This window comes from Clostridiales bacterium (genome assembly GCA_015243575.1).
Classification (GTDB): Bacteria; Bacillota; Clostridia; order Peptostreptococcales; family Anaerovoracaceae; genus Anoxybacterium; species Anoxybacterium hadale.
This window is the reverse complement of sequence record CP042469.1, coordinates 1,247,307-1,270,373: the sequence shown is the minus strand read 5'-3', so window position 1 is coordinate 1,270,373 and position 23,067 is coordinate 1,247,307. Positions and strand designations below refer to the sequence as shown.

Annotated in this window: 19 protein-coding genes and 1 riboswitch; of the genes, 18 read left to right on the top strand and 1 reads right to left on the bottom strand. The window is 41.0% G+C overall.

Annotation, left to right across the window (positions count from 1 at the left end):
- The first annotated feature begins 104 nt into the window (after positions 1-104).
- The 17 genes from scfB (at position 105) to FRZ06_05450 (ending at position 19,447) form a co-directional block, all read left to right on the top strand.
- The gene (gene scfB, locus FRZ06_05530; GenBank protein ID QOX62844.1) at positions 105-1,463 is read left to right on the top strand and encodes a thioether cross-link-forming SCIFF peptide maturase; all 1,359 of its coding nucleotides are present in this window, start codon (positions 105-107) and stop codon (positions 1,461-1,463) included.
- A gap of 176 nt (positions 1,464-1,639) precedes the next feature.
- Entirely contained in the window at positions 1,640-2,662 is a 1,023-nt protein-coding gene (locus FRZ06_05525; GenBank protein QOX62843.1) for a LacI family transcriptional regulator, read from the top strand.
- A gap of 174 nt (positions 2,663-2,836) precedes the next feature.
- Positions 2,837-4,117, top strand: coding sequence for an extracellular solute-binding protein (locus FRZ06_05520; GenBank protein ID QOX62842.1), 1,281 nt, complete (start codon positions 2,837-2,839; stop codon positions 4,115-4,117).
- 78 nt (positions 4,118-4,195) lie between these two features.
- Complete coding sequence (locus tag FRZ06_05515) at positions 4,196-5,065, top strand: sugar ABC transporter permease (protein ID QOX62841.1); 870 nt, start codon at positions 4,196-4,198, stop codon at positions 5,063-5,065.
- An 11-nt stretch (positions 5,066-5,076) separates the two neighbouring features.
- The gene (locus tag FRZ06_05510; GenBank protein ID QOX62840.1) at positions 5,077-5,886 is read left to right on the top strand and encodes a carbohydrate ABC transporter permease; all 810 of its coding nucleotides are present in this window, start codon (positions 5,077-5,079) and stop codon (positions 5,884-5,886) included.
- 8 nt (positions 5,887-5,894) lie between these two features.
- Entirely contained in the window at positions 5,895-7,274 is a 1,380-nt protein-coding gene (locus FRZ06_05505) for a 6-phospho-beta-glucosidase (GenBank protein ID QOX62839.1), read from the top strand.
- Positions 7,271-8,197 carry a carbohydrate kinase family protein gene (locus FRZ06_05500; GenBank protein QOX62838.1) on the top strand — a complete coding sequence of 309 codons (927 nt, stop codon included), beginning with the start codon at positions 7,271-7,273 and terminating at the stop codon, positions 8,195-8,197. Before FRZ06_05505 ends, FRZ06_05500 begins: the two co-directional genes overlap by 4 nt.
- Before the next feature lie 285 nt (positions 8,198-8,482).
- Positions 8,483-9,394 (top strand): ribonuclease Z, encoded by a 912-nt coding sequence (locus tag FRZ06_05495; protein ID QOX62837.1) that lies wholly within the window; start codon positions 8,483-8,485, stop codon positions 9,392-9,394.
- Positions 9,395-9,607: 213 nt separating this feature from the next.
- Positions 9,608-10,288 carry a hypothetical protein gene (locus tag FRZ06_05490; GenBank protein ID QOX62836.1) on the top strand — a complete coding sequence of 227 codons (681 nt, stop codon included), beginning with the start codon at positions 9,608-9,610 and terminating at the stop codon, positions 10,286-10,288.
- A gap of 98 nt (positions 10,289-10,386) precedes the next feature.
- The gene (locus FRZ06_05485; GenBank protein QOX62835.1) at positions 10,387-11,034 is read left to right on the top strand and encodes a hypothetical protein; all 648 of its coding nucleotides are present in this window, start codon (positions 10,387-10,389) and stop codon (positions 11,032-11,034) included.
- Positions 11,035-11,286: 252 nt separating this feature from the next.
- A riboswitch (cyclic di-GMP riboswitch) is annotated at positions 11,287-11,369 on the top strand.
- Positions 11,370-11,414: 45 nt separating this feature from the next.
- Positions 11,415-13,001: a sensor histidine kinase gene (locus FRZ06_05480; GenBank protein QOX62834.1), complete on the top strand. Its 1,587-nt coding sequence runs from the start codon at positions 11,415-11,417 to the stop codon at positions 12,999-13,001.
- Complete coding sequence (locus tag FRZ06_05475; protein ID QOX62833.1) at positions 12,989-13,606, top strand: response regulator transcription factor; 618 nt, start codon at positions 12,989-12,991, stop codon at positions 13,604-13,606. The genes FRZ06_05480 and FRZ06_05475 overlap by 13 nt, the downstream gene beginning before the upstream one ends.
- Complete coding sequence (locus FRZ06_05470) at positions 13,603-14,529, top strand: hypothetical protein (protein QOX62832.1); 927 nt, start codon at positions 13,603-13,605, stop codon at positions 14,527-14,529. The genes FRZ06_05475 and FRZ06_05470 overlap by 4 nt, the downstream gene beginning before the upstream one ends.
- Positions 14,507-15,700 carry a signal peptidase I gene (locus FRZ06_05465; protein ID QOX65843.1) on the top strand — a complete coding sequence of 398 codons (1,194 nt, stop codon included), beginning with the start codon at positions 14,507-14,509 and terminating at the stop codon, positions 15,698-15,700. Before FRZ06_05470 ends, FRZ06_05465 begins: the two co-directional genes overlap by 23 nt.
- 170 nt (positions 15,701-15,870) lie before the next feature.
- The gene (locus tag FRZ06_05460) at positions 15,871-16,410 is read left to right on the top strand and encodes a hypothetical protein (protein QOX62831.1); all 540 of its coding nucleotides are present in this window, start codon (positions 15,871-15,873) and stop codon (positions 16,408-16,410) included.
- Positions 16,411-16,460: 50 nt separating this feature from the next.
- Positions 16,461-17,579, top strand: a complete 1,119-nt coding sequence (locus tag FRZ06_05455; GenBank protein QOX62830.1) for a hypothetical protein — start codon at positions 16,461-16,463, stop codon at positions 17,577-17,579.
- 308 nt (positions 17,580-17,887) lie between these two features.
- Positions 17,888-19,447, top strand: coding sequence for a response regulator (locus tag FRZ06_05450; protein QOX62829.1), 1,560 nt, complete (start codon positions 17,888-17,890; stop codon positions 19,445-19,447).
- Positions 19,448-19,611: 164 nt separating this feature from the next.
- On the opposite strand, the gene FRZ06_05445 is transcribed toward FRZ06_05450, so the two are convergent.
- Entirely contained in the window at positions 19,612-21,333 is a 1,722-nt protein-coding gene (locus FRZ06_05445; GenBank protein ID QOX62828.1) for a sensor histidine kinase, read from the bottom strand.
- Between the two features lie 277 nt (positions 21,334-21,610).
- On the opposite strand from FRZ06_05445, the gene FRZ06_05440 reads away from it, so the two are divergent.
- The gene (locus FRZ06_05440) at positions 21,611-23,023 is read left to right on the top strand and encodes a sugar ABC transporter substrate-binding protein (protein ID QOX62827.1); all 1,413 of its coding nucleotides are present in this window, start codon (positions 21,611-21,613) and stop codon (positions 23,021-23,023) included.
- Positions 23,024-23,067: the final 44 nt, after the last annotated feature.

Sequence of the window (23,067 nt, the reverse complement as noted above, 5' to 3'; positions counted from 1 at the left end):
TAAACCAATCAAAAAAACAGCAGCGTTGCTGTTTTTTTCTCTTTTAGCATAAAAAATATACGGAGATCTGGAACATGGTCTCTTTGGAGATTAAGAGGAAAAAAATGATTCATAAATATCAATACAAGGATCAATCCATCGTTTTGGATATCAACAGCGGTGCAATCCATGTTGTGGGCGACATCATTTACGATATTCTGGACCACTACAAAGAACGTGCTGCCGAAGAAATCTATGAGATTCTAGGAGCAAAGTACAGCAGAGCGGACCTTGAGGAAGCAATGGCAGATATTGCCTATCTCGAGGAAAATGGAATGCTGTATGCGGATGACTCACAAGTTACCATGGATATGCTCGAGGGAAGAGGGGCAGTCATTAAAGCCATGTGTCTTCATGTTGCACATGACTGTAATATGACATGCAAGTACTGCTTTGGTGATAAAGGCGCTTTTGAAGGAGTAAGATCCTTATTGTCCCTCGAAACAGGAAAGAAAGCCATCGACTTCCTGCTTCAACACTCCGGATCCAGAAGAAATCTGGAGATCGACTTTTTTGGCGGGGAACCTTTGATGAATTTTGAAGTGGTAAAGGCTTTGGTTTCCTATGGCAGAGAAGCAGAAAAGCCTTATGGAAAAAATATTAGGTTTACCATAACGACAAACGGTCTACTCTTAGATGATGCGAAAGCGGCTTATATCAATGAAAATATGGACAACGTCATTCTTAGCATCGATGGCAGACCCCAGGTCAACGATAACATGCGCAGAACAGTAAATGATAAGGGAACCTACGATATCATTACCAACAATTATCTGAAATTTGTTGAGAAGAGAAAGGGTACTTATTATGTAAGAGGCACCTTTACCCGCGAAAATCTTGACTTTTCAGAGGATGTGAAACATCTGGTGGACCAAGGTTTTAAAAATGTGTCGGTAGAGCCTGTTGTCACAGACCCATCCATGAGCTATGCACTTTTGGATGAAGATCGGGATCGAATCTGCGAAGAATATGACCGCCTTACAGATTTATACCTTGAGTATGCAAAAGAGGGTAAGAAATTTGAATTCTTCCATTATAATGTTGATCTGAATCAGGGACCTTGTGTTGTTAAACGGGTGTCCGGCTGCGGAGCAGGAACAGAATACGTCGCTGTATCCCCGGAAGGAGACATCTATCCATGTCATCAATTCGTCGGAAATCCTGAATTCAAGCTTGGTAATCTGAATGCTGGTGAGTTCAAAAACAACTGGTATGATACATTTAATCGAGCGCATATTTATAATAAGGAAAAATGCAGAACCTGCTGGGCAAAGTTTTACTGCAGCGGCGGCTGTCATGCCAATGCATATAATATGAACAACGATATCATGAAGCCCTATGAATTGGGATGCGATCTTGAAAAGAAGAGAATTGAATGTGCCATCGCGATCAAAGCAATTTTATCCGCAGATGAAGAAGCATAATCAGAAACAGAATAAGAAGTATTTTAAATCCGTTCTTGTCTCCTAAAGATAGGGCGGATTTCCCATTTATTTGAATTTCCAATGATTTCCGTAAGAATTTCAGGAAAACATTTTCCGAAAATTCATTGACAGGAAAATGTTTTCCCATATAATCAAAGTTGAAAGGAAGAATTGCTATGCCAAACATCAAGATGATCGCACGCAAGGCCGGAGTATCCATTTCAACTGTTTCAAGAGTAATGAATGGATCCAAGCCCGTAAGCCCGGATCTACAAAAAAGGGTTTATGATGCGGTGCAGCAGATGAATTATAAGCCGAATAGCATTGCGCGGAGTTTGATTTTAAAAAAGACAAATCTCATCGGGGTTGTTGTTCCGGATGTATCCAATTCCTTTCACGCGCAGCTGCTCTCTGGAATCGAAGAGATTACTGCGCAGGCAGATTATGGTGTGATGATCTGCAACGTTTACCGAAACATGAAACAGCAGCAAAAATATTTCAACCTGATGCTTGAAAGGCATGTCGATGGAATTATCCTGCTGCATGAAAATACCATCGAAGAATTAAATGAATTTCAAAAGATGACAAATACACCACTGGTTCTTGCCAGTGTACCACTTGAGGTTCCTGGAATTCCTTTCGTAGGAATAGATGAGATCACAGCAGCGTATGATGCAGTCACTCATCTGATTGAAAAAGGTCATAAAGAGATCGGATTGATTTATGGTGATTGTACTGCGCTTGGTATCTTGAGAAAAGAAGGCTATGAAAAAGCGATGAGAGATCATGGCCTAACCATGAAAGAAAAATATTTAACACAGTGTCCCTGCAGTGTTGATCATGGGTACCAAGCCATGGAACAGCTTCTTTGTTCCGGATCCCATCCAACCGCGGTATTCTGCGTCAGTGATGAAATGGCGGTAGGAGCCATGGACTGTGCCTATGATAAGGGTTTGAGAGTGCCTGAGGATATCTCTTTCGTAGGCTTTGATGACATTGAAATCAGTCAGGTAGTTCGTCCCAGACTGACGACAATACACCAGCCGATCAAGGAAATCGGGAAGGAAGCCGCAAGACTCCTCATAGAGATGATCGAAAAGAAAAGCGGATCTATGAAGCACAGCGGCAAAGATCAAGCAGCCAGTGATGAATCAAGAATTATTCTCAAACACTCGCTGGTGGAAAGAGGAACTGTCTAATTTCGCTGATATTTTTTTAGGAATTAGGAAAACCTTTTCCTAAAGGTACGGGGGGATAGACAAAACTTCATTTAATATCTATAGCACTTCATATAGATATAGGTTCACTGAAAGAGCATCTATGCTTTATCAGCTGAAGCCAAGTTATTTTAGAGGAGAAGAAGGAGAAAAGATATGAAAAAATTACTCGCTGTTTTACTCTGTCTTGTCATGGTTCTTTCTATGGCAACTGCTTGCGGAAGCAAGGAAGACGCTGCTGAAGGCGGTCCTGTAACAATCCGTCTCGCAACCTTCCAGGTTGGAGTCAATTCATCGGCTCCATGGTTCAGTTCTGTTATTGAAGCATTCAATGCGGAATACGAAGGAAGAATTAAACTGAATATTGAAGAGATCCCGGGGGATCAGGCTTATGTAGACAAAATGAAGACCTATATCTCTATGAAAGATATGCCTGACCTTGTATTTACAGGAGGCTACAATCTGATGGATGATGCTCTGGCAGCAAATGCAATCGTCGATCTGACTCCTTATTTTGAAGCGGATCAGGAATTCGCGTCAAGATTCTTTGACGATGATATTGAATACAATTCAAGAGACGGAAAAATCTACGCAATGCCAGTAGAAAGACAGCCGGTTACTTATTTCTATAATAAGGCCCTCTTCGAAAAAGCTGGTATTACTGCACCTGCCAAAACTTGGGACGAGTTCATGCAGCAGCTGGAACAGCTGAAGGCTTCCGGAACAACTCCTGTTTCCATGGATACACTGGATTCCGCTTGGTTATCCTCACTGTGGCTTAACAGTATGGTAGGAACACTTTCACCGGAAAGCAACGCATGGATGAACCAGGCTATGCCGAAGGACTATAACTCTCCCGACTTCATCAAATCCGTTGATATGGTGCAGAAGATGCTTCTGAACTACACAACAAAAGATGCACTTGGTGGAAAATACGAAAACGGAGCCAATAATTTCCTCAACGGAAATACTGCTATGATTGCCAACGGTCCTTGGATGATCAGTGATTTCCAGGCAAAAGGCGATGATTTTGTAGCAAACATCGGAACAGCACTCTATCCGGAAGGCGGTATCTTCTCAGGATCCATGCCTGGATATCTGGTTGGTTCCAAAGATAAGGCTCATGCTGATGCAGCTGTCGAATTCCTGAAGTTCATCTCAAATGAAGACATGCAAGGAAAGATGGCTGAAATGTATAGTGCAATACCTGCTAATAAAAATGTTGAAATTTCACAGGAAGTTATCGATCAGAACCCACTGCTGGGAGAAATCATTAAACTCCAGTCAGAGGCTACTACCGTTTACGGAAACTACCAGAGCTTATGGTATTCCAACGTAGTAACGGAATTAGACAGACAGTATCCGCTGCTTGCTGCTGGAAACCTTACACCGGAACAGTTTGCACAAGCATTGACCGATGCTGCCAATAAAAACTAACGCTTTTTCATTTTTCCTACTTAAATCGTTTGTCAGTGCCCCCGGATTCGGGGGCACTGCTGAAATAGAGGTGCAACATTGAAAAAAAATACATTATGGCTCTACCTGTTTTCGGCCCCATTGATCATTTTTTTCGTCGTATTTTTACTTGCTCCGGTCATTATCGTATTCTGTTCGTCCTTCATGGAGTGGAAGGGATTCTCCGGTGAGATTTCCTTTATTGGATTCGACAACTATATTGCGGCGATGAAGGATGCTGAGTTCATTGTCTCATTTAAACATACAATCGTTTGGATTATATTACAGTCGACCGTCCATGTCGCCATCGGCGTCAGCTTTGCAATTATTATTTCAAGAAAGTTCAAGGGTTGGAAAGTGCTCAGAACCGCATTTATGATACCAAACATGATCTCAGCATCAGCCCTGGGCTTTATCTTCTTGATGATCTTTAACGGTCAAATCGGGCTTGTGAACAGTGTTCTGCACAAGCTTCACCTGGATCAATTCGTTCGCAACTGGCTTTTCGATCCAAATACGGCTTTTGTTACCGTCACGCTGACATGGCTGCTCTTCGCAGGCCTGATTATGCTACTTGTATTGACGGAGATTGGAACCATTCCGGCGTCGCTGTATGAGGCAGCTGATCTGGACGGCGCCAGTCAGTGGCAGAAGGATTTATTTGTCACTCTGCCCCAGCTTAGGAACGTCATTGGGACATGTATGATTATAGCGGCCACCTCCAAACTCAAAGAATTCGAACTGATCTATCTGACTACAAAAGGTGGACCCGGAACGGAGACCATGAGTCTTCCGCTCTACCTGTACAATACCTCAATCGTACAGAATAATTTCGGTTATTCCAACATGATCGGTACGGTGCTCATCGCATTGGGTCTGGTTCTGATCTATATTATTAATAAAGTATTTAAGATTGCCAGTGATGAATAAAGGGGATTGTTATGAAGATAAAAGGATATTCCTATGTAACAAGTATTGCATTGATTTCCATCATACCGTTTTTATGGGTCATTATGTTATCCCTGAAAACCAATGAGGAAATCATAAATAGTCCGTTGGCCCTGCCTACCAAATTGGTTTTTGAAGGGTACGGGAATGCACTCGAAATCGCTCCGCTGGGACAGTATCTAATCAATAGCGTCATTATCGCAGTGATTAGTACGGCTCTAAATGTCCTAATCTCAAGCATGGCGGCTTACGCTACTACAAGATTTGATTTCAAACTCAGAAAGCCCATCGTGGTTATTATGAGTATCTCACTGCTGCTGCCGATTACAGCCCTGATTATGCCGGTATACTCCATTGTAAGGTTTCTGGATCTTTATGATACGAAGACGGCTTTGATTCTTGTCTATACTGCCTTGGATCTGCCCATGTCCTTCTTTATTCTTAGGGCATTCTTTCTTACGATTCCCAAGGAACTTGAGGAGGCTGCATATATCGACGGGGCATCCTTCATGCAAAGCTATCGCAGAGTCATACTGCCGCTTACCAGTCCGGGTATGATCACCGCAGGAATTCTTCATTTCATCTTTTGCTGGAATGAATTCCTCTATGCACTGTCGCTGACCGCGTCACACAATGCCAGAACCGTACCGCTAGCGTTGAATTATTTTACATCACAGTTTGCCTTTGATTACAATGCGATGTTCTCTGCTGTTATCATGATGATTTTCCCGAGTGTACTCATCTTTATAATCTTCCAGGAAAAAATTATCGAGGGCCTGACAGCAGGTGCCGTGAAAGGGTAAGGTGAATTATGAAATTATCAATATTAGGAGGCGGGGGAACCCGCGCAATCATATTAACAAAGAGTCTGCTTCAAAAAGCTCCGCTGCTTGGGATTGATGAAATCGTCTTTATGGACAATAACGAAAACTCATTGAATATCTTTGGAGCGATGGCAAAAAAAGCCGCATCCATCATTGATCCGAACGTAAAAGTTTCTTATACGACAGATGCTATTTCTGCTGTCAAGGATTCGGAATATGTGATTACTACCATTCGGGTAGGAGGAGATGCAAGCCGCGTACAGAATGAACGAATTGCGTTAAATCACGGCGTATTAGGACAGGAAACCACCGGTGCCGGAGGATTTTTTATGGCGATGAAAACCATTCCTGCGCTGGCTGAATACTGCGAATTGATCAAGAAACACGCAAAACCGGACGTAATGGTCTTCAATTTCTCCAATCCATCCGGTCTGGTGACCCAGGCTATGCGGGATATGGGCTATGACTTTGTCTACGGCGTCTGCGATGCTCCATCCGGTTTCCTGCATCAGGTAGCCCGACTTCGGAAGCAACCCAAAGAAGCAATGAGAATGGATGTTTTCGGCTTGAACCATCTGAGCTACTTTACATCAATAAGAGAAAACGAAAACGAGATTACTGCTGAACTACTGGCTGATCCAGAGCTGTATACCGAAACAGATATGAGATACTTCGAACCGGATCTGCCGCAGAAATGGAATCTGCTGTTCAATGAATATCTGTACTATTTCTACTATCGGGAAAAAGCCGTTGAGAACATCCTGAAGGGTGGTACTACCAGAGGGGAGTCGATTCTTGCCATCAATCAAAAAATGATGAAAGAGTTAGAACTGTTGGATCCTGATGCAGATTTTCAGAAGATGCTGGACATCTATGCAGGTTACAATCATATGAGAGAAATCAGTTATATGGCTACGGAATCATCCGTTCAGAGAAACGAGAACGCCGCTATAAAGTTTGATCTGTACAGCCCGGAAGAAGGGGGATATGCAGGAATCGCACTTGCTTTTATCCAGGCAAAGCTTACAGGAGCCGTATCGGAAATGGTTTTATCAGTGCCGAACAGCGGCACTGTGGATTGGCTTGCTGATGACGATGTGGTGGAAGCAACCTGCACCATAGGTCCTGATGGCGCGATCACAAAGAAAGATATGAGAGACCTGCCGGACAGTGCTAAGGTTCTCATAAAGACCATGAAGCGCTATGAACGTCTTGCTGCGAGGGCAATCGTAGAAAAAGACACCGATTTGGCAGTGGAGGCATTGATGGTGCATCCGCTGGTCAATTCCTATTCCTTGGCGAAGAGCCTTGTGACAGAATACTTAACATTAAACGCCGGGGATTTTGGCGACTGGAGGCTTGCATGAAAGATCAAATAGTTTCAATGGGGAAAATATGCATCGATCTGATCTACAGTGAAGTGGAACGAGTTCCCAAAATGGGTGAGGAAGTCTTTTCAAAAGGCTTTACAATGACGATGGGCGGCGGTCCTCCGGCAACGCTTGTGGGACTGCATCGGCTGGGAATTCCTGTTCAGCTTGGCACCTTTCTAGGGAACGGCCAATTTAGTATACTGGCACAAAAGCAGCTCGACGGGTACGGAGTGAATTACCTCAATTTATATCAAGGAGAGGAACCGGAACCGCTGATTATTACCAGTGTTATTTCTTCCGGCACGGACAGAAGTTTTGTTAGCTACCAGCCGGAGCATCCCTGTGAAGGAGAGGCGGAACGATTCTGTGCGACAGAAGGTCAGGTCTATGATCTATATAAGGGCAGCAGGATTGCTTATATTACTTTGGGCTACGAAGATGTATGGAAGCGCTTGAAAAAAGAAGGTTCCATTCTGGTGATGGACGCAGCTTGGGAAGATAACATGCATATCGACTGGTATAAGGATATTTTTCCTTACATCGATTACTTTACACCGAACGAAAAAGAAGCGCCCAAGCTGACGGGTACAAAGACACCGGAAGAAGCTCTGGACGTTCTTACAGAGTACATTCCAAACCCTATTGTTAAGTTGAGCAAGGATGGCTGCATCATCAAAGAAGATGGGAAAACGGTCCATATCAACGCTGCACCCCAGTTTGAAAGCGTGGATGCTACCGGAGCAGGTGACGCGTTCCTTGCAGGATTGATGTACGGTATTTACAAAGGCTACAGTACAAGGGATTCAGTGATTTTAGGGAATATCACTGGAGGAAACTGTGTTACCAAGATCGGTTGCCTGACTGCTGATTTGGATGAGGCAGGCCTTTTGGAATATTACAGCACCTTCCGTAGGTAGTGCAAATTTCATAGCTTACGATATTTCTTTTACAGCGAAACTCCCGGTATGCCGCAAGCTTGCGGCTGCCGGGAAGTTTCGTTTTTGCGTAATCTATTGGCTGTTCTTGCGAGAAACTCTGTAACTCTTAAAACCTGTTCTTGCGAGAAACTCTGTAACACTTAAAACTTGGCAATGCAGGGAATTCAGTGTTGCAGAGTTCTTGTATGGGTTATAATAAATGCAGTAAATAGAAATTAATAGAAGCAATGGCTTGAAATTGTAATCGTAAGAGGAGGAATCAATATGCTGGAGGTTTGTTTGCTGGGCTGCGGCGGAATGGCGCCTTTACCGGATCGTCATTTATCGTCTCTGCTGATTCGCGAGAACGGAAAAATGATTCTGGTAGACTGTGGTGAGGGAACACAGGTTTCCATCAAGAAAGCAGGGTGGGGCTTCAAGTCCATCGATGCGATTTGTCTCACACATTATCATGCGGATCATGTGGCAGGTCTTCCGGGGTTTCTCCTTACCCTTGGCAACAGCGGCCGAACAGAACCGTTGACAATCTTTGGACCGCCCCCGCTGGCTTATGTACTCAGCGCTCTTACCGTCATCGCACCGGAACTTCCCTATGAGATCCACATCTCAGAATTATCTTCTGAAAAGGAAAGCAGTATTGAACATGGAGCTTTTTTAATCGGGTCATTGCCGATGGTACACGCAATTCCATGTTTGGCATATCGATTTGAAATAAAGCGATCCGGAAAATTTCAAAAGGAACGAGCGGAGGAGCAGAAGATTCCGAAGGAATTTTGGAGCATCCTGCAAAAGGGGAATGAGATCGAATATGATGGCAGGATGATTTCGCCCAACATGGTCATGGGACCGCCAAGAAAAGGGCTAAAAATCACTTACTGTACAGATTCCAGGCCAACAGAGGAACTGATTCAGTTCAGCGTTGAATCAGATCTTTTGGTCTGTGAAGGAATGTACGGAGAGAATGAAATGCGGGAAAAGGCCATTGCGCGGCAGCATATGATCTTCTCTGAGGCAGCAGAAATCGCTGCCCGAGGGAATTCACAGGAACTGTGGCTGACTCATTTCAGCCCGTCATTAAAAGACCCGGAAACGCTCCTTTGTAATGCGCAGAGCATCTTCTTAAGGACTGTCATCGGAAAAGATTTAATGAAAGACCGGCTTAGTTTTGATGACTGAGTAATATACGGTCCATACGGAAGTAATACTTTGGTGTAACCCCCCTAACTCTCTTTGGCTAAAAAGAAGTATCACAGAAGCCCTTGATAATTACACTCTGGCGTGATGCAGGTATTTTGGGTTGATTTATAATGAAAATAACAACTCGAATGCAAATCCCTACCTTTAGAGATTTCGGTCGAGGATATTATTCATTCAAAAGGAGAGATAAAAATGAAAAAACACAAAATACTAGTTGTGGCTCTGGCTCTGGCCGTTATGTTTACAGGAGCAGGCTACGCTTACTGGACCCAGACCTTAACTATTGACAACACCGTCAACACCGGCAACATGGATGTTGCTTTCGTTTGTGACGGGGATGATGCTTGGGATGATGGATACATCAGCGGACGTACTTCCGATCTGGTTACTCTTTCTTCCGTTCGATCGGACGATAAGCAAAGCCTCGATTTCACAGTTGGCAATTTCTACCCAGGTGCAGGTGCCTCCCTTGACTTCGTGGTCCAGAATACAGGAAGCGTAGCAGCCAAAATTACCCAAATCACAAGCAGTGATATTGAAAACTCCACTCTTTGTGATGCACTGAACTATAAGTTCAATAAAGTCAAAGTGTATACAGCATTAGGAATCCCCTATCGCGAACAGCTAATTGATGTAGATGCTGATACCGTCTCTGCATTGGCAAGCGGACTTACTGATGCACTGGATGACATTATTCTTCAGCCTGGTGATATTCTTGTTCTGGTATCTGATGGCTGGCTCGGAACTGGAATCGGCGGCGGAATTGAGAATCCCGGATATGAAATCCTTATGCCTACCAGCATCACCGGCAATCAGTTCGAAAAAGAAACTGCTTCCTTTAAACTGTCCCTTAACTTCACTCAGGTGAACTAATAGGCTGACGGCGCTTAACGAACAAGCAAAATCGTAATCAAATAAGAAGAAAAGCTGACCCGAATTGAGTCAGCTTTTCTTTAAAGGAGAGAAAACTTATGAACCGTCGAAAGATGATCATAGCTGCAATTGCTATTGCTATCATGCTGCTTGGTACCGGTTATGCCTATTGGACTGAGACCCTTACCATCAGCAACTCTGTAAGTACCGGATATTTAGATGTAAAATTTATTGATGCCGATGCTTGGGATTATGATGACAGTGAGACCTTTCTCCATCGGTCAAACCTTGTCATTGCTCATAAAACAATTGCTTCAGATGGTCAGAGCATATCACTAACTGTTGATAATCTCTATCCCGGAGCAGGTGCCTCTTTGGATTTTCTAGTTGAAAATACAGGGTCTGTACCTGCCAAAATCGGGACGGTAACCGGTACGGTTATTGAGAATCCTGACTTGGCCGACGCCCTGGATTATTATGTGGATACTGTTAAGGTCTATACAAGAGGAAGCAGTCAATCCTTTGAAATAGAGCCGATCAAAGCTGACACGGTCCAGGATTTTGCATTACAATTACAGAAGAATCTAAAAGACATCATCTTAAATCCCGGTGATAAACTATACCTTTATCGCTCTCAGGAACATCCCGGTTATGACATTATCATGCCAGCAAGCATAACGGGAGACGAATTTGAAGATGAGCAATTGAAGTTCAACTTAGAACTGACCTTTACCCAAGTCAACTAATTCAATAAGTACAAACTTTCAGTGCATTCACGATGCACTGACTAGGACGAATCGTAACTTTCAGTTTTTAGAAAGAGGCGCTCGTCCTAGTTTTTTCTCGGGAACCTTGTCAATTAAGAAGGAACCAACTAGAAACCATAATTATATTCATTGTTTTTGCAACATTCTAAGGAATTCTGACGAATAAAATTCCTTGTTTGGATCATGGGAACAAGTATAATTAGAAGTGGATAAGCCAATATTTTCTATAGAAACAATGTGTGAAGCTGAGATGTACAGTTTTTATTGGTCACTTATACTGTACGGAGCGAATTGTGAAACCGACACACGAGCAGTTATGCGTGTGTTGGTTTTTTTTTATTGAATCCGGGGGAGAAATTATGAATTTAAGCTTGGAACGAATATCTGTGACCTATCGATACATCTCTTGTATCATGACATCAATTCTCTATTTAACAGCAGATTACAACGAAAGCATAAATATCATTAAAATGATCGTAGTAATCATGCTTTGGATCATGACCGTAATTGTAAACGGAATCTATATGGATACTGAAAGCCCAAAATACGGAGTTGCTATTTTAGAAACGGTAGGCTTGTCATTACTTCTAATTCCAACAGGGGGGCTGGACAGTCCGTTCATCTGGTATGCTTTGAATACGGTACTTCTTATGGGAGGTTATAAGCTATTATACAGCTGGCTGATGTTGGGATTTTATCTTATGTCAGGTACGATTATCAGCATGATACTTTTTAACTCTAAGCACCTGGAACTAATTCAATTTATTAAGATAAAATCCGATCTGATATTAGTATTTATTTTAATCGTCATTGCGATAAGATTTTTAACGAAGATCAATAATGAGCTCTGTGATCAAGCTGCAAGACTTCGGATTCAGCAGGAAGAACTACTTCAGATCAATGCCAATCTGGTACACACAAATGAAAAAGCAGAAAGATCACTGAAGCACATTATGTCTCTATACCAGATCATGAATGTCTTTTCAGGCCATGAAAATAATAATGACATGATTAACCGAATGGTTGAATATGCAAATGAAGTCATCAAAAGTAAGATTGTCCTAAGCTGGGAAAAACCCGTGGTCATTGATAATGACTGCATGCTTGCGCCGATAAAATCTGCCTCCCAGTCATACGGTTATCTGATCGTAAAAGACGTGAAGAATGATGGTAATTTCACAGATACACATCATTTTGAATTGTTAAAGTTCTTAGCGGATTTGATTGCTGTTGTTGTGGAGCGCAACCAAATGGAAAAAGTATCAAATGAACTTGTAATCCTTGAAGAACAAAAGCGAATCGCCAATGAGATTCATGACAATGTCTCACAGAGGATTTTCAGCGTAGTATGCGCTGCGCATGCAGTAAATGCCAATCTATCAAAATATAATCAAGAATCTATCAGAGAAAAACTCATTATGATTGAGGATTCTTCCAAAGAGATTGGAAAGGAGTTGAAATCCTTTATTTATAGGTTAAGTCCGGATAAAAACAATATTAAGGCTCTATTCGACAATGTTAACAAATATCTTCATGAGTTTGCAACGCTAAACAATATTAAGATGGATATTGATCTTTGCGGTGATGCAGAAAGGTTAGGACATGATTTGAAGCTGGCGCTCATACGCATTATTCGCGAGGCTACGGGAAATGCAGTCAGGCATGGTGAATGCACTGAAATTAGAGTAAGGATGAGTATTGAACTTACAAGATGCTCTTTGATCATCGAAGATAATGGAAGAGGGTTCAAGGTGGAAGAACTTAAAATCAATTGTAATCAACAAGGCCTGGGAGTCAATAATATGAAAACACTAACGCAAATCTTTAACGGTACATTTCACATAACCAGTACTCCCGGTAAGGGGACGAGGCTAAGGATCATAATCCCTCTAAGGCATATAAAAAGTGGTACAAAAGAAAGGGAAGGGATAACATGCATATCGTAATTATTGATGACCATCCCCTGGTACGACAGGGATTAAGCGCGATACTATCCATGGAAGATGACATAATCATGGTCGGTGAGGCTTCTTCTTCAACAGAAGGAATTAATCTAGTATGTGAAAAGCAGCCCGATGTTGCAATTGTTGATCTAAGGCTAGGAGATTCCTGCGGCCTTGAAACGATTCGTTCCTGTAAGGAAAAGACTCCCGGCTGCAAATATATCATCCTTACTTCTTCGGCAGATCGAGATGATTTTTGTAAAGCTGAAGAAATAGGTGCCGATGGATATATTCTAAAAGAAGCATTTCCGGAGGAGATTATTTCTGCTGTACGCCTTGTACATAGGGGCAGAAAATACTTTGATCCTATCATGGTGGAAAATTACATGTACAACAAAAAACATGATCCTTTTGGGGAACTTACTTCAAGAGAGCGAGATGTTCTTGAAGCCTTGGGGGAAGGCCTTCGAAATAGGGAAATTGCAATGAAATTGTATATTACAGAGTTTACGGTAAAAAAGCACGTTAGTCAGATTCTTGCCAAGCTAGAACTTTGCGACAGGACTCAGGCGGCATTATGGGCAAGAGACAGGAGGTCCACTTTATGAAGGGACGTTTGTATCTCTTGATCACTTGCATCGTTGTGCTCAGTTTTACTGGGGTCGGCTATTCGGCCTGGACAGAGGGTTTAAGCATAAAATCTCTATTTAGAACGGGAAATATTCATGTTTCTTTTGAAAACCCTGAAGTCGTATCCGATGAACAAGATGATATCGATTTTGACATCAGCGAGGGTGTTTTCAATATTTGCGGTATGACCGCCCCTGATTCCACAGTATTGATTGAATACGATATTTATAACGGCAGCTCGATACCGATAAAGTATTCTCCCGATGATGAAGTTTTGCCAGAAGGGATCGTGCTGGATCAAGACACCACTGTAATTAAGCCGGGAGAGTATCTACGAGGAAATCGGCTGATCATAGAACCAGGTGAAAATGAGTTGGTTCTACCCTTTGTTCAGCATAATTCAAAGGGCAACGGTGGATGGAATGAGGAGCTTAAGATTTGCTGGAATATTAAGATTGTCGAAGAAGTACTTGATCCGGATCTATTAAACGAAAATGAAGAACTTGTGGAAGCACCGATTGTGGATACTCCGCCTGTAGAAGAACCTGCGGTGACTGCTCCTGATACAGAGTCACCGAGTACAGAACCGGCACCAGCCCCGACTCCGGACACCGATGCTGCACCAGAGCCTGCTCCGGACACCGATGCTGCACCAGCCCCGACTCCGGAAGCTGATACCACACCATCTCAGACTCCAGAAGCTGATACCACACCAGCTCAGACTCCAGAAGCGAATCATGCCCCAGATCCAACACCAGAAGTTACCCCAGCGCCTAATCCTGAGCCAAATAACACTGAAAATATGAACGGAGAGTCGGAAAAATCTTCAAAACCAGTTAATGAAGGGAATGCAGAATCAAAAGAAGGATCAGATGATAATGTTAACGATGTCAAAGAGTAGAATTAAAATCATATATTTATTTCTGTTTGTAGGGGTTCTGACGATTTACGCACTTGATAATATTGTGATTCGATCATTGGTGGGTACTTCGTTATTCATATATGTACTGAAACCACTGTTTTGGAGCGGGATTGCACTGATGATATTTCTGCTCCCTGCACAGCGATACAAAAGCAAACTGCGAGTCGGGCATTTTATCAACTCTTGGTCATTTATATTTGCTGTAGTATATATATGTGTACAATTTTTAGCAGGTCTGGTAGACGGACTCGGTAAAAGTCCCTATGATCATTCTTTGTATGGCATTGCTATTAATATTTTTTCCATAGGAGCGACTCTGGTTGGCAGAGAGTTTTTCCGCAGCTATATCATTCATAGCCTTACTAAGAGGGAAAATTACAGAGTATTCCTTTCGGTAAGCTTGTTTATGACCTTATTGGCATTTCCAGTTGAAAAATATTTGGATTTACAGGGATCTGAAAGTATCGTCAAATTTTTAGCTCAATATTTCCTCCCTGAATTTTCGAAAAATTTTCTGACGACATATCTAGTGTTTTTGAGAGGACCAATATCGTCATTGATATTCTTGGGTACCCTTGAGACCTTTAATTGGATGTCTCCAATTCTGCCCAATCTGCAGTGGATTACAGCAGCATCCGTTGGCATACTAACGCCAGTCTTTATGTTTACGGCAATGCAGAACATGTATGAAATAGAGTCCAAACAGTGCCGTAAAGAAGATTTGAAAAAGGAAGGTCTTGCGAGCTTTCTGATAACGATCCTGATATCCGTTGGCATTGTATGGTTTGCGGTAGGTGTTTTCCCGATCTATCCTTCGGTTGTTGTCACTGGGAGTATGGAGCCAATGATTTATCCGGGAGACGTTATCTTAGTAAAGAAGACAAGAGATATTAAAGAGATTGAAATAGGAGATGTAATCCATTTTAAACGAGATCGTATTATGATATCTCACAGGATTACTGAAATCATAACAAAAGACGGTATTCCATCCTATAGGACTAAGGGCGATAATAACAATTCCGAAGACATCCAGCTTGTAAAGCCTGAACAAATAAAGGGCGAAATCATAAAAGTGGTACCTAAAATCGGATGGCCAACAATGCTGATAAAAAGCGGCAAAGAAATCCCCTTAGATGAGATCGTATTCTAAATGGTACGAAAGTAGTACAAATAGTGAACCTCGCAGGGTTGGAACACATGAGCATTGACCTATAATAATATTGTAATAAATATATTCATGAAAAAACATCTGTCATAATATGCAGACGGTAGAAAATGTCTGCAGAAATTAAAATACGTATATGCAGGGGGAGTATCATCATGGCTCGAAAAAAAAATAAAAATGCAATCAAACTAATCAGATTCGGATTTATGGCGCTCATAATTGCGCTAGTATTTTCGGTTGTTTTTAATAACTTGTCTGATACGACCTATGCATTTGAAGTGCAGGATAATGGTTATGGATTGCAGGTGAGTTCCGAAAAAATCGGGGCAAACGATAATAAAAAAATGTTGTTTAATATTGAAAACATGGCTCCCGGTGATGAATATGCAGAGATTGTTACCGTGAAAAATTCAGGTAAAGAAAGTTTCCAATCAATCATCACTGCTATGGATACATCAACACAAGGGAAGCTTCTATTTGAGACCTTGGAATTTGAGATACGAGAGGGAAATGCAAACGGCACAGTGATATACGACGGTAAACTAAAGGATATGAAGGATATCACTTTATGCTCCTTGAGTAAAAATAAAAAAAAGGTATACTACATGCTGCTCAGCCTCCCAACAGGAGCGGGAAATGAATATCAAAATCAGAATGCAAATTTTAAATTTATCATTACAGCTGATGCGAAGTAATGGCTTCACAGAAATCACGATTGTATCTAGGGAAAGAGGGAGCTTCACGAATGACGAAAAAAACATACCAAAGAAAACCTAAGCTATGCAAACAAGTGAAAAGATATGCGATAACAGGTATCATGATCCTTTTTCTAGCCAGCATTGGTTTCATTGTCAATGAAGTAATGCAAGAGGAATTAATCGAAGAAACGCAGGTTATGTCCTCCTTCACCAATACACCCGGCGTATCGTATCAAGTCTATTTAAAAGAGAATGAAATATTTAACGACAAGATTCAACCCGAAGATTTAGGTTACTTTTCGTCATTGATTGACCATATAGAGATCACCTTTGATAATCAATATCAAGGTGAAAGCGGAGCAATGTATGAGGGTGATTATACAATAAAGGGCGAGATTATTGGGTGGCAAGCAGGAACAGATACACCAGTTCCTGCTTGGACAAAGCAATTTAATATTTCGACGAAAAGAAACTTCGAAACAACCGACAAGGAGCTGCTATTATCACAGAATGTGAATCTCGACTTCAATCATTTTAATTCTTTTGTCGCCAGAGTTACAGAATTAACTGGCTACAAAACATCTTGTACAATGAAAGTTATGATGATCGTCAATTATAAAATCACAACAACAGATGGCGAAGTAACGGGAACCTTGCAACCCTCGCTGACAATGCCGTTAGAGGAAAAATATTTCACAATTCAAAAATCCGATAACACAGAAATGAAAAATGATATCACCAAGACCGTTGAATTGGCAGCACCGTATGATTATGGCAAAATGATCTTGCTTTCAACGATATCCTTATTATGCTTGATTGCTTTGTTACTTTTATTTAACACATCAGAACCAACCCTTACTGACCTTCAGAGAAGTAGAATCATGAAGATGTTAAAAGCCCATGGAAATAGAATTGTAGCAATAGAAATGGGAATGATGTACAGTGGTCTGAAACTTTGCTGTGTACATACCATGAACGATATGGTCAAAATATCCGATGAAATCGAACGACCAATTTTTTATGTATATCAGGAGGATCCGGCTGACATTTGTGAATTCTTCATTGTAGATAAAGATACCGCATATGTATATAAAGCAAATACTTCAGCCAAACCTGATGACCCCCAGGAACCAAGAGAGGAAGCAGACAATAAAATTGCTTCCTAAAACAATCAAACCGTGTTTAAAAATCCTGAAGCAAACCACAAATCATCTGCTTCAGGATTTTTTCTCAGCAATTACTAAGACAGAAAACCCAATATCATGCTTGCCGTCACAAGAGATTATTCCTGATAATAATTTTATTTGTATAAATTTTAACGTTTTTTTAGGGGAATAAAAATGGTATAATAAAGCTTGAGTATTGAGTCAGACATTCCTGAAAATTACGGATTCCCTTGAATTCTTTTTCATACGGCGGCTCGACTTGTAGATGATTGCGTAGTCTTAACAAATTGAGAGCGGAGTTGGTGAACATGATCAAAGTATTAGTAGCAGATGACGAACTTCTTGTCCGAATCGGTTTAAGAACAACCATCGAGTGGGAAAAAAACGGTTTTACAATTGTTGGGGAAGCAAAAAACGGCAAAGAAGCAATTGAACTATTTGAAAAGTTCGATGCGGACATTCTTATCACCGATATCAGGATGCCTGTTTATGACGGACTTGAAGTAATTAAACAAATCAAAGAAAAAAAGCGAGACCTGAAGTCTATCATTCTTACCCATTACGATGACTTTTCCTATGCACAAAAAGCCATTAATCTAGGTGCCTCGGAGTTTATTTTAAAGAATAATCTTACCTCTGATAATTTGCTGATCATATTAAAAAAGCTATCCGAGGAGCTAAAGCCGGAAAATAGTAAGGAACATAAAAATCTCGCAGATTCAGATCATCTTTATTACACCTTGGAGAAAGCAATCCTGACGAATCTTTCCAAAATGGAATATCGGGGACTGATGAATATCCTGGGTGAAAATTCTTTTTATCCTTATTTCTTCGTTGCCTATGGAAAAATCAGCTACAATGATGATCTTGATCTTGATCTGAATAACGGCGAATTTCTGAAAAATCTTTCCAATGTATTTGTCAGCAAGGATAATGTAAGACAAGCGATGATGATGATGGAAGATCATCTGGTGTATCTTTATAATATAGACTTTAAAACGGATGATTATCGAAAAGAACAAGGGGAAATCACCAATATATTAAAACGAAATATCAAACAGTTTTTTGATCTGGATATGTTCTTTGGAGTGAGCTCGGCGGGGAAGAAGCTTTCCGATATTCCCATGCTGGTAACAGAAGGAAAAAAAGCCTGTGAAAGATGCTTTTTCAGCGACGATAAGGTCATACTTTATGATCCTTCTGTGGAAGAAATCGGGGATGAAAATGTGAAAATTAAGCCCGATGTAATCAGGCGTTACCTTCACAAATCAGATATTGACGGTTTATGTGACTATATTGAAGAGCGGTTTGATAAGATCTTTCTGACTTATAATAAGATGGGAGTCAGAAAACTCTTCATTGACTTTATCAGCCTTGCGCAAATCATCCATCAGGAGAAATTTTCAGAAGAAGAAGTTGTCAATGATGAAAAATTCAAATATATCTACTTTGATAAGCTGGCTGATTTCAGGGCCATCAAAAAATATGTCAAAGATGTGTATCGCTTTGTAGCAGGAAAAAATGAAGACAAAACCTATTCCTACTACATTAATAAGAGTATTCAGTATGTTCAGGATAACTACGAAAGAAATATAACACTGGATGAAGTTGCTGAGTATTCGCAGATCAGTAAAAGCTACTTCAGCTTGCTCTTTAAGCAGGAAACCGGGATTAATTTTTCCGCTTTTCTGACAAATTACAGAATTGAAAAATGTAAAGAGTATATGAAAGAATCTCATTATAAGATTTATGAAATTGCAGAAAGAGTGGGGTTTGATAACCCTTATTACTTCAGCAAGGTGTTTAAAGAAAAAGTCGGAATCTCCTGTAAGGAATATCAAAAGAAATATTATAAAGAAAAACAATAAAAGCAATTATTTTTAATATTTATTTAGCTCGTTATCCTATATTATTCAAACTTGTGAACAAGAAAAACCACCTCAGAGATCGCTTCGTCGATCTCAAGAGGTGGCTCTTTGTACCATCACAAGTTTTTTATTTTTATTGTCATGCACCTTGAGAAAGTGTAATATCACATATTGATATTTAAAGGAAGTTTAAAGGTAACTGTCGTTCCGATATTCAGTTCACTCACCAGTGTAAGTCCTGAATCCTCTCCGCAGTAGAATTTGATCCGATCATCTACATTCTTAATTCCGATTTCGAGATACTTCTGATTACTGGGCTTTCTGTTAATGAGGTTTTCTTTCTGCTCTTCAGTCATGCCGACTCCGTTATCGGATACCTTTATGTACAAATGGTCTTCTTTCGCATAAGCGGAAATTTCAATGAGACCAATATGTTCGATATTTTCAAATCCATGAAAGATGGAGTTTTCCACAATTGGCTGGAGAATAAACTTGATGGTTTTATACTCCAGGATCTCTTCGGGAATATGATACACGATATCAAATACATCTCCATATTTATATTTTTGTATGGATACATAATTTTTGACACTATCAATCTCTTCACTGAGCGATACGAGTGTGTCCTTTCTGGAAAAGTTATATTTTAAAAGATTGATCATTGATGAGGTCATGGTACTGACGATAGGGGCATTTTGCAGTGTCGCCATCCACCTTATGGAGTCAAGCGTGTTATATAGGAAATGAGGATTAATCTGTGCCTGCAGTATTTTAAAATCCATTTCCGCCTTCTGCTTTTCATTTTCAATGGTACGTTTGATCAGCTGATCGATCCGCATCACCATTCTATTAAAGGCTGCAGTCAATTCTCCGATTTCATCGTTATTAATGACATCCACATTTACGTCAAGGTTTCCTTTTTCAACCAGCTTCATACTTCTTCGCAATGTTATGATTGGCTTAGTAATGCTATAAGAAAATAAGTATGCAAAAAACGCGGTGACAATAAAAAACATAGCAATCATTTTGACCATCTCAACAAATAGATTCCGAATATCCTGAAGAATATTATTCAGGGGATGGATGCTTATAATCTTCCAATTGCTGTACTTGATGGTATCGGACACAATGATGCTTTCCTCTCCGAATACCTTGTCTGTAAAACGAAGGTTCGTCTCAGATAGAACTTCCGGATGCTTAAAGATTACTTCGTCAAGGTAGGCATTGAAAGGGAAGGTAAAGAGGGTTTCACCCTCGGGATCCACCACCAGCATTTTATTCACCAGCGTAACGGATGCAGTGGAAATTAACTCTCTCAGGAAATCATAGTTGATGGCAATGATCAAAAGACCATAGTCGATATGGTTTTTATAGTCATAGATATGTTTCGAATAGGTAAGTGTACGTGCGTTATAGGAACTATGATATTTATAGGTATAGGAATCTTTATAAAAACCATCACCGGATTCGTTAGAGATAATATTTTCAAAAGACTGAGCAAGATCTTCGGCTTTAATCCTCTGATCACTCACATAAACATTACCGTTTTGTCCTATGATATAGACTCCCTTGAGGTATGCATGGGCACTGACTGTCGTCTCTAGAAATTTATCGATCTCTTCCTTATTTTCTCCGTTTCCGCTGGATAATTCCGCTAGAATACTGGAGTTGTTTGAGAGCAGTGCTGCGGTGTTGTTGACGGTGCTCAGAAAGAATTCCAGGTTATATTGAGTTTTGTTCGCTAATTCAATGGAATAATTGATTTGGTATTCCTTTAACGTATCAAAAAACAAGGAATAGAGAACATAACCGACCAAAGATAAAAGGATCATAATAAAACAGGTGTAAAATAAAAAGATTTTATTTCTAATACTGAAAAATTTCATCTCTTCACCCAATCTAGCCTTTCAACTACCGAAAACGTATGGATTTTCAACCATTATACCATATTGTCCTCCTAGATTAACATTAAAAATAATCTGAATATTAGTAAAATATTACGATAGAAAGTCAAAGTTGGACAAATAATTAACGATCAAAAGTGTTAAATTTCGTAATATATTTGATTCAATTTAACCAGTCGATCCTTATAATGAAACCTAGGGAATATTGTTTGAAAAGTGATAATTATTCTCGACAAGCAAATTTATAAGGAGGAGAAAAATGAAAAAATCAAAAGGTCTCAAAATTCTAGCTGTAGTACTGGCCGTATTGATTCTGCCCATGAGCATGGTTGCATGTGGACAAAAGGCAGAGCAAACGGAAGGACCTGCAGCGGGCGCCGATGGGTTCAGCTGGGATATGGCCAGCGGTTCCACAGTCAAGATTATGTTCAATCAACATCCTTATGCAGAAGCGATTATCAAGAAAATTCCTGAGTTCACTGAGAAGACAGGAATCAAGGTTGAATACTCGCTGACTCCCGAAGAAAATTACTTTGACAAATTAACCATTGCGCTGAATTCCCGTTCGGGAGATCCTGATCTGTTCATGACAGGAGCTTATCAGATTTGGGAATATGCGCCGGCTGGTTACACAGCTGATCTGGATCAGTTCCTGAACGATCCTAATATGGTAGATCCCTCTTATAATGTAGACGATTTTTATGAAGGTATCATCGGCGGTCTCAGATGGGACCTCAAAGCAGGGCACAAAACAGGAAGCGGTCCTCTGTGGGCACTTCCACTTGGATTCGAATCCAACGTACTTGCGTACAACAAGAGAGTCTTTGACGAATTGGGACTTACACCTCCCAAAACTATGGAAGAGCTCCTTGCTGTATGCGGCAAGCTGAAGGAATTCGGCGGCCCCGGAACGTATCCTCTCGCAATCAGAGGAGCAAGAAACTGGGGAACCATCCACCCGGGTTATATGACTACATACTCCAACTACGGAGCAGTTGACTTCGACATTAAAGACGGAAAACTGGTATCCCAGGTTAATTCTCCTGAAGCTGTAGCAATGACTGAAATGTGGGTTAAGCTGATCAAAGAAGGCGGAGCTCCATCATGGTCCAGCTACACTTGGTATCAGGCAGGTGCTGACTTCGGTGCAGGAAAAGCTGCAATGCTGTTTGACGCAACTTGTAACGGATACTTCCAGAATCCCGAAGGCGCATCCGAAGAAGCTGGAAACCTGGCTTGGGTAGCTCCTCCGCTTCCAGAAGGAAAGACAGAAATCAATTCCAACCTCTGGACATGGTCAATGGCCATGAATGATGCTTCCAAAAACAAGACCGCTGCTTGGTTGTTCCTACAGTATTTCACAAGTGCTGACTATCAGAAATGGTCCATCACCGAAGGAAACTGCGTAGATCCGCCGAGAAAGTCAGTATTTGAAAGCCCCGAAGTACAGGAAGTTCTTGCATCCAACACTGGATACATTGAAACATTCAACGCTACTGTACCGGGAACCACAATCCAGTTCACACCTCAGCCTCACTTCTTCCAGACAACCACTGAATGGGCTGCAACCCTTCAGGATATCGTAGCAGGAAAATATAGCTCCGTTCAGGATGCTATGGACCAGCTTAAAGATAAAATGGATACGATCGTAGAAGACGTAGAAGCTGAATAATAAGGCAATCAATCAGTAGAATAGGGGAGGGTTCCCTCCCTTAT

Excerpts from the sequence above, each read along its gene's own strand:
- scfB (QOX62844.1), top strand. The coding sequence starts at position 105 with ATGATTCATAAATATCAATACAAGGATCAATCCATCGTTTTGGATATC.
- FRZ06_05525 (QOX62843.1), top strand. The coding sequence starts at position 1,640 with ATGCCAAACATCAAGATGATCGCACGCAAGGCCGGAGTATCCATTTCA.
- FRZ06_05520 (QOX62842.1), top strand. The coding sequence starts at position 2,837 with ATGAAAAAATTACTCGCTGTTTTACTCTGTCTTGTCATGGTTCTTTCT.
- FRZ06_05510 (QOX62840.1), top strand. The coding sequence starts at position 5,077 with ATGAAGATAAAAGGATATTCCTATGTAACAAGTATTGCATTGATTTCC.
- FRZ06_05505 (QOX62839.1), top strand. The coding sequence starts at position 5,895 with ATGAAATTATCAATATTAGGAGGCGGGGGAACCCGCGCAATCATATTA.
- FRZ06_05500 (QOX62838.1), top strand. The coding sequence starts at position 7,271 with ATGAAAGATCAAATAGTTTCAATGGGGAAAATATGCATCGATCTGATC.
- FRZ06_05495 (QOX62837.1), top strand. The coding sequence starts at position 8,483 with ATGCTGGAGGTTTGTTTGCTGGGCTGCGGCGGAATGGCGCCTTTACCG.
- FRZ06_05490 (QOX62836.1), top strand. The coding sequence starts at position 9,608 with ATGAAAAAACACAAAATACTAGTTGTGGCTCTGGCTCTGGCCGTTATG.
- FRZ06_05485 (QOX62835.1), top strand. The coding sequence starts at position 10,387 with ATGAACCGTCGAAAGATGATCATAGCTGCAATTGCTATTGCTATCATG.
- FRZ06_05480 (QOX62834.1), top strand. The coding sequence starts at position 11,415 with ATGAATTTAAGCTTGGAACGAATATCTGTGACCTATCGATACATCTCT.
- FRZ06_05475 (QOX62833.1), top strand. The coding sequence starts at position 12,989 with ATGCATATCGTAATTATTGATGACCATCCCCTGGTACGACAGGGATTA.
- FRZ06_05470 (QOX62832.1), top strand. The coding sequence starts at position 13,603 with ATGAAGGGACGTTTGTATCTCTTGATCACTTGCATCGTTGTGCTCAGT.
- FRZ06_05465 (QOX65843.1), top strand. The coding sequence starts at position 14,507 with ATGTTAACGATGTCAAAGAGTAGAATTAAAATCATATATTTATTTCTG.
- FRZ06_05460 (QOX62831.1), top strand. The coding sequence starts at position 15,871 with ATGGCTCGAAAAAAAAATAAAAATGCAATCAAACTAATCAGATTCGGA.
- FRZ06_05455 (QOX62830.1), top strand. The coding sequence starts at position 16,461 with ATGACGAAAAAAACATACCAAAGAAAACCTAAGCTATGCAAACAAGTG.
- FRZ06_05450 (QOX62829.1), top strand. The coding sequence starts at position 17,888 with ATGATCAAAGTATTAGTAGCAGATGACGAACTTCTTGTCCGAATCGGT.
- FRZ06_05445 (QOX62828.1), bottom strand. The coding sequence starts at position 21,333 with ATGAAATTTTTCAGTATTAGAAATAAAATCTTTTTATTTTACACCTGT.
- FRZ06_05440 (QOX62827.1), top strand. The coding sequence starts at position 21,611 with ATGAAAAAATCAAAAGGTCTCAAAATTCTAGCTGTAGTACTGGCCGTA.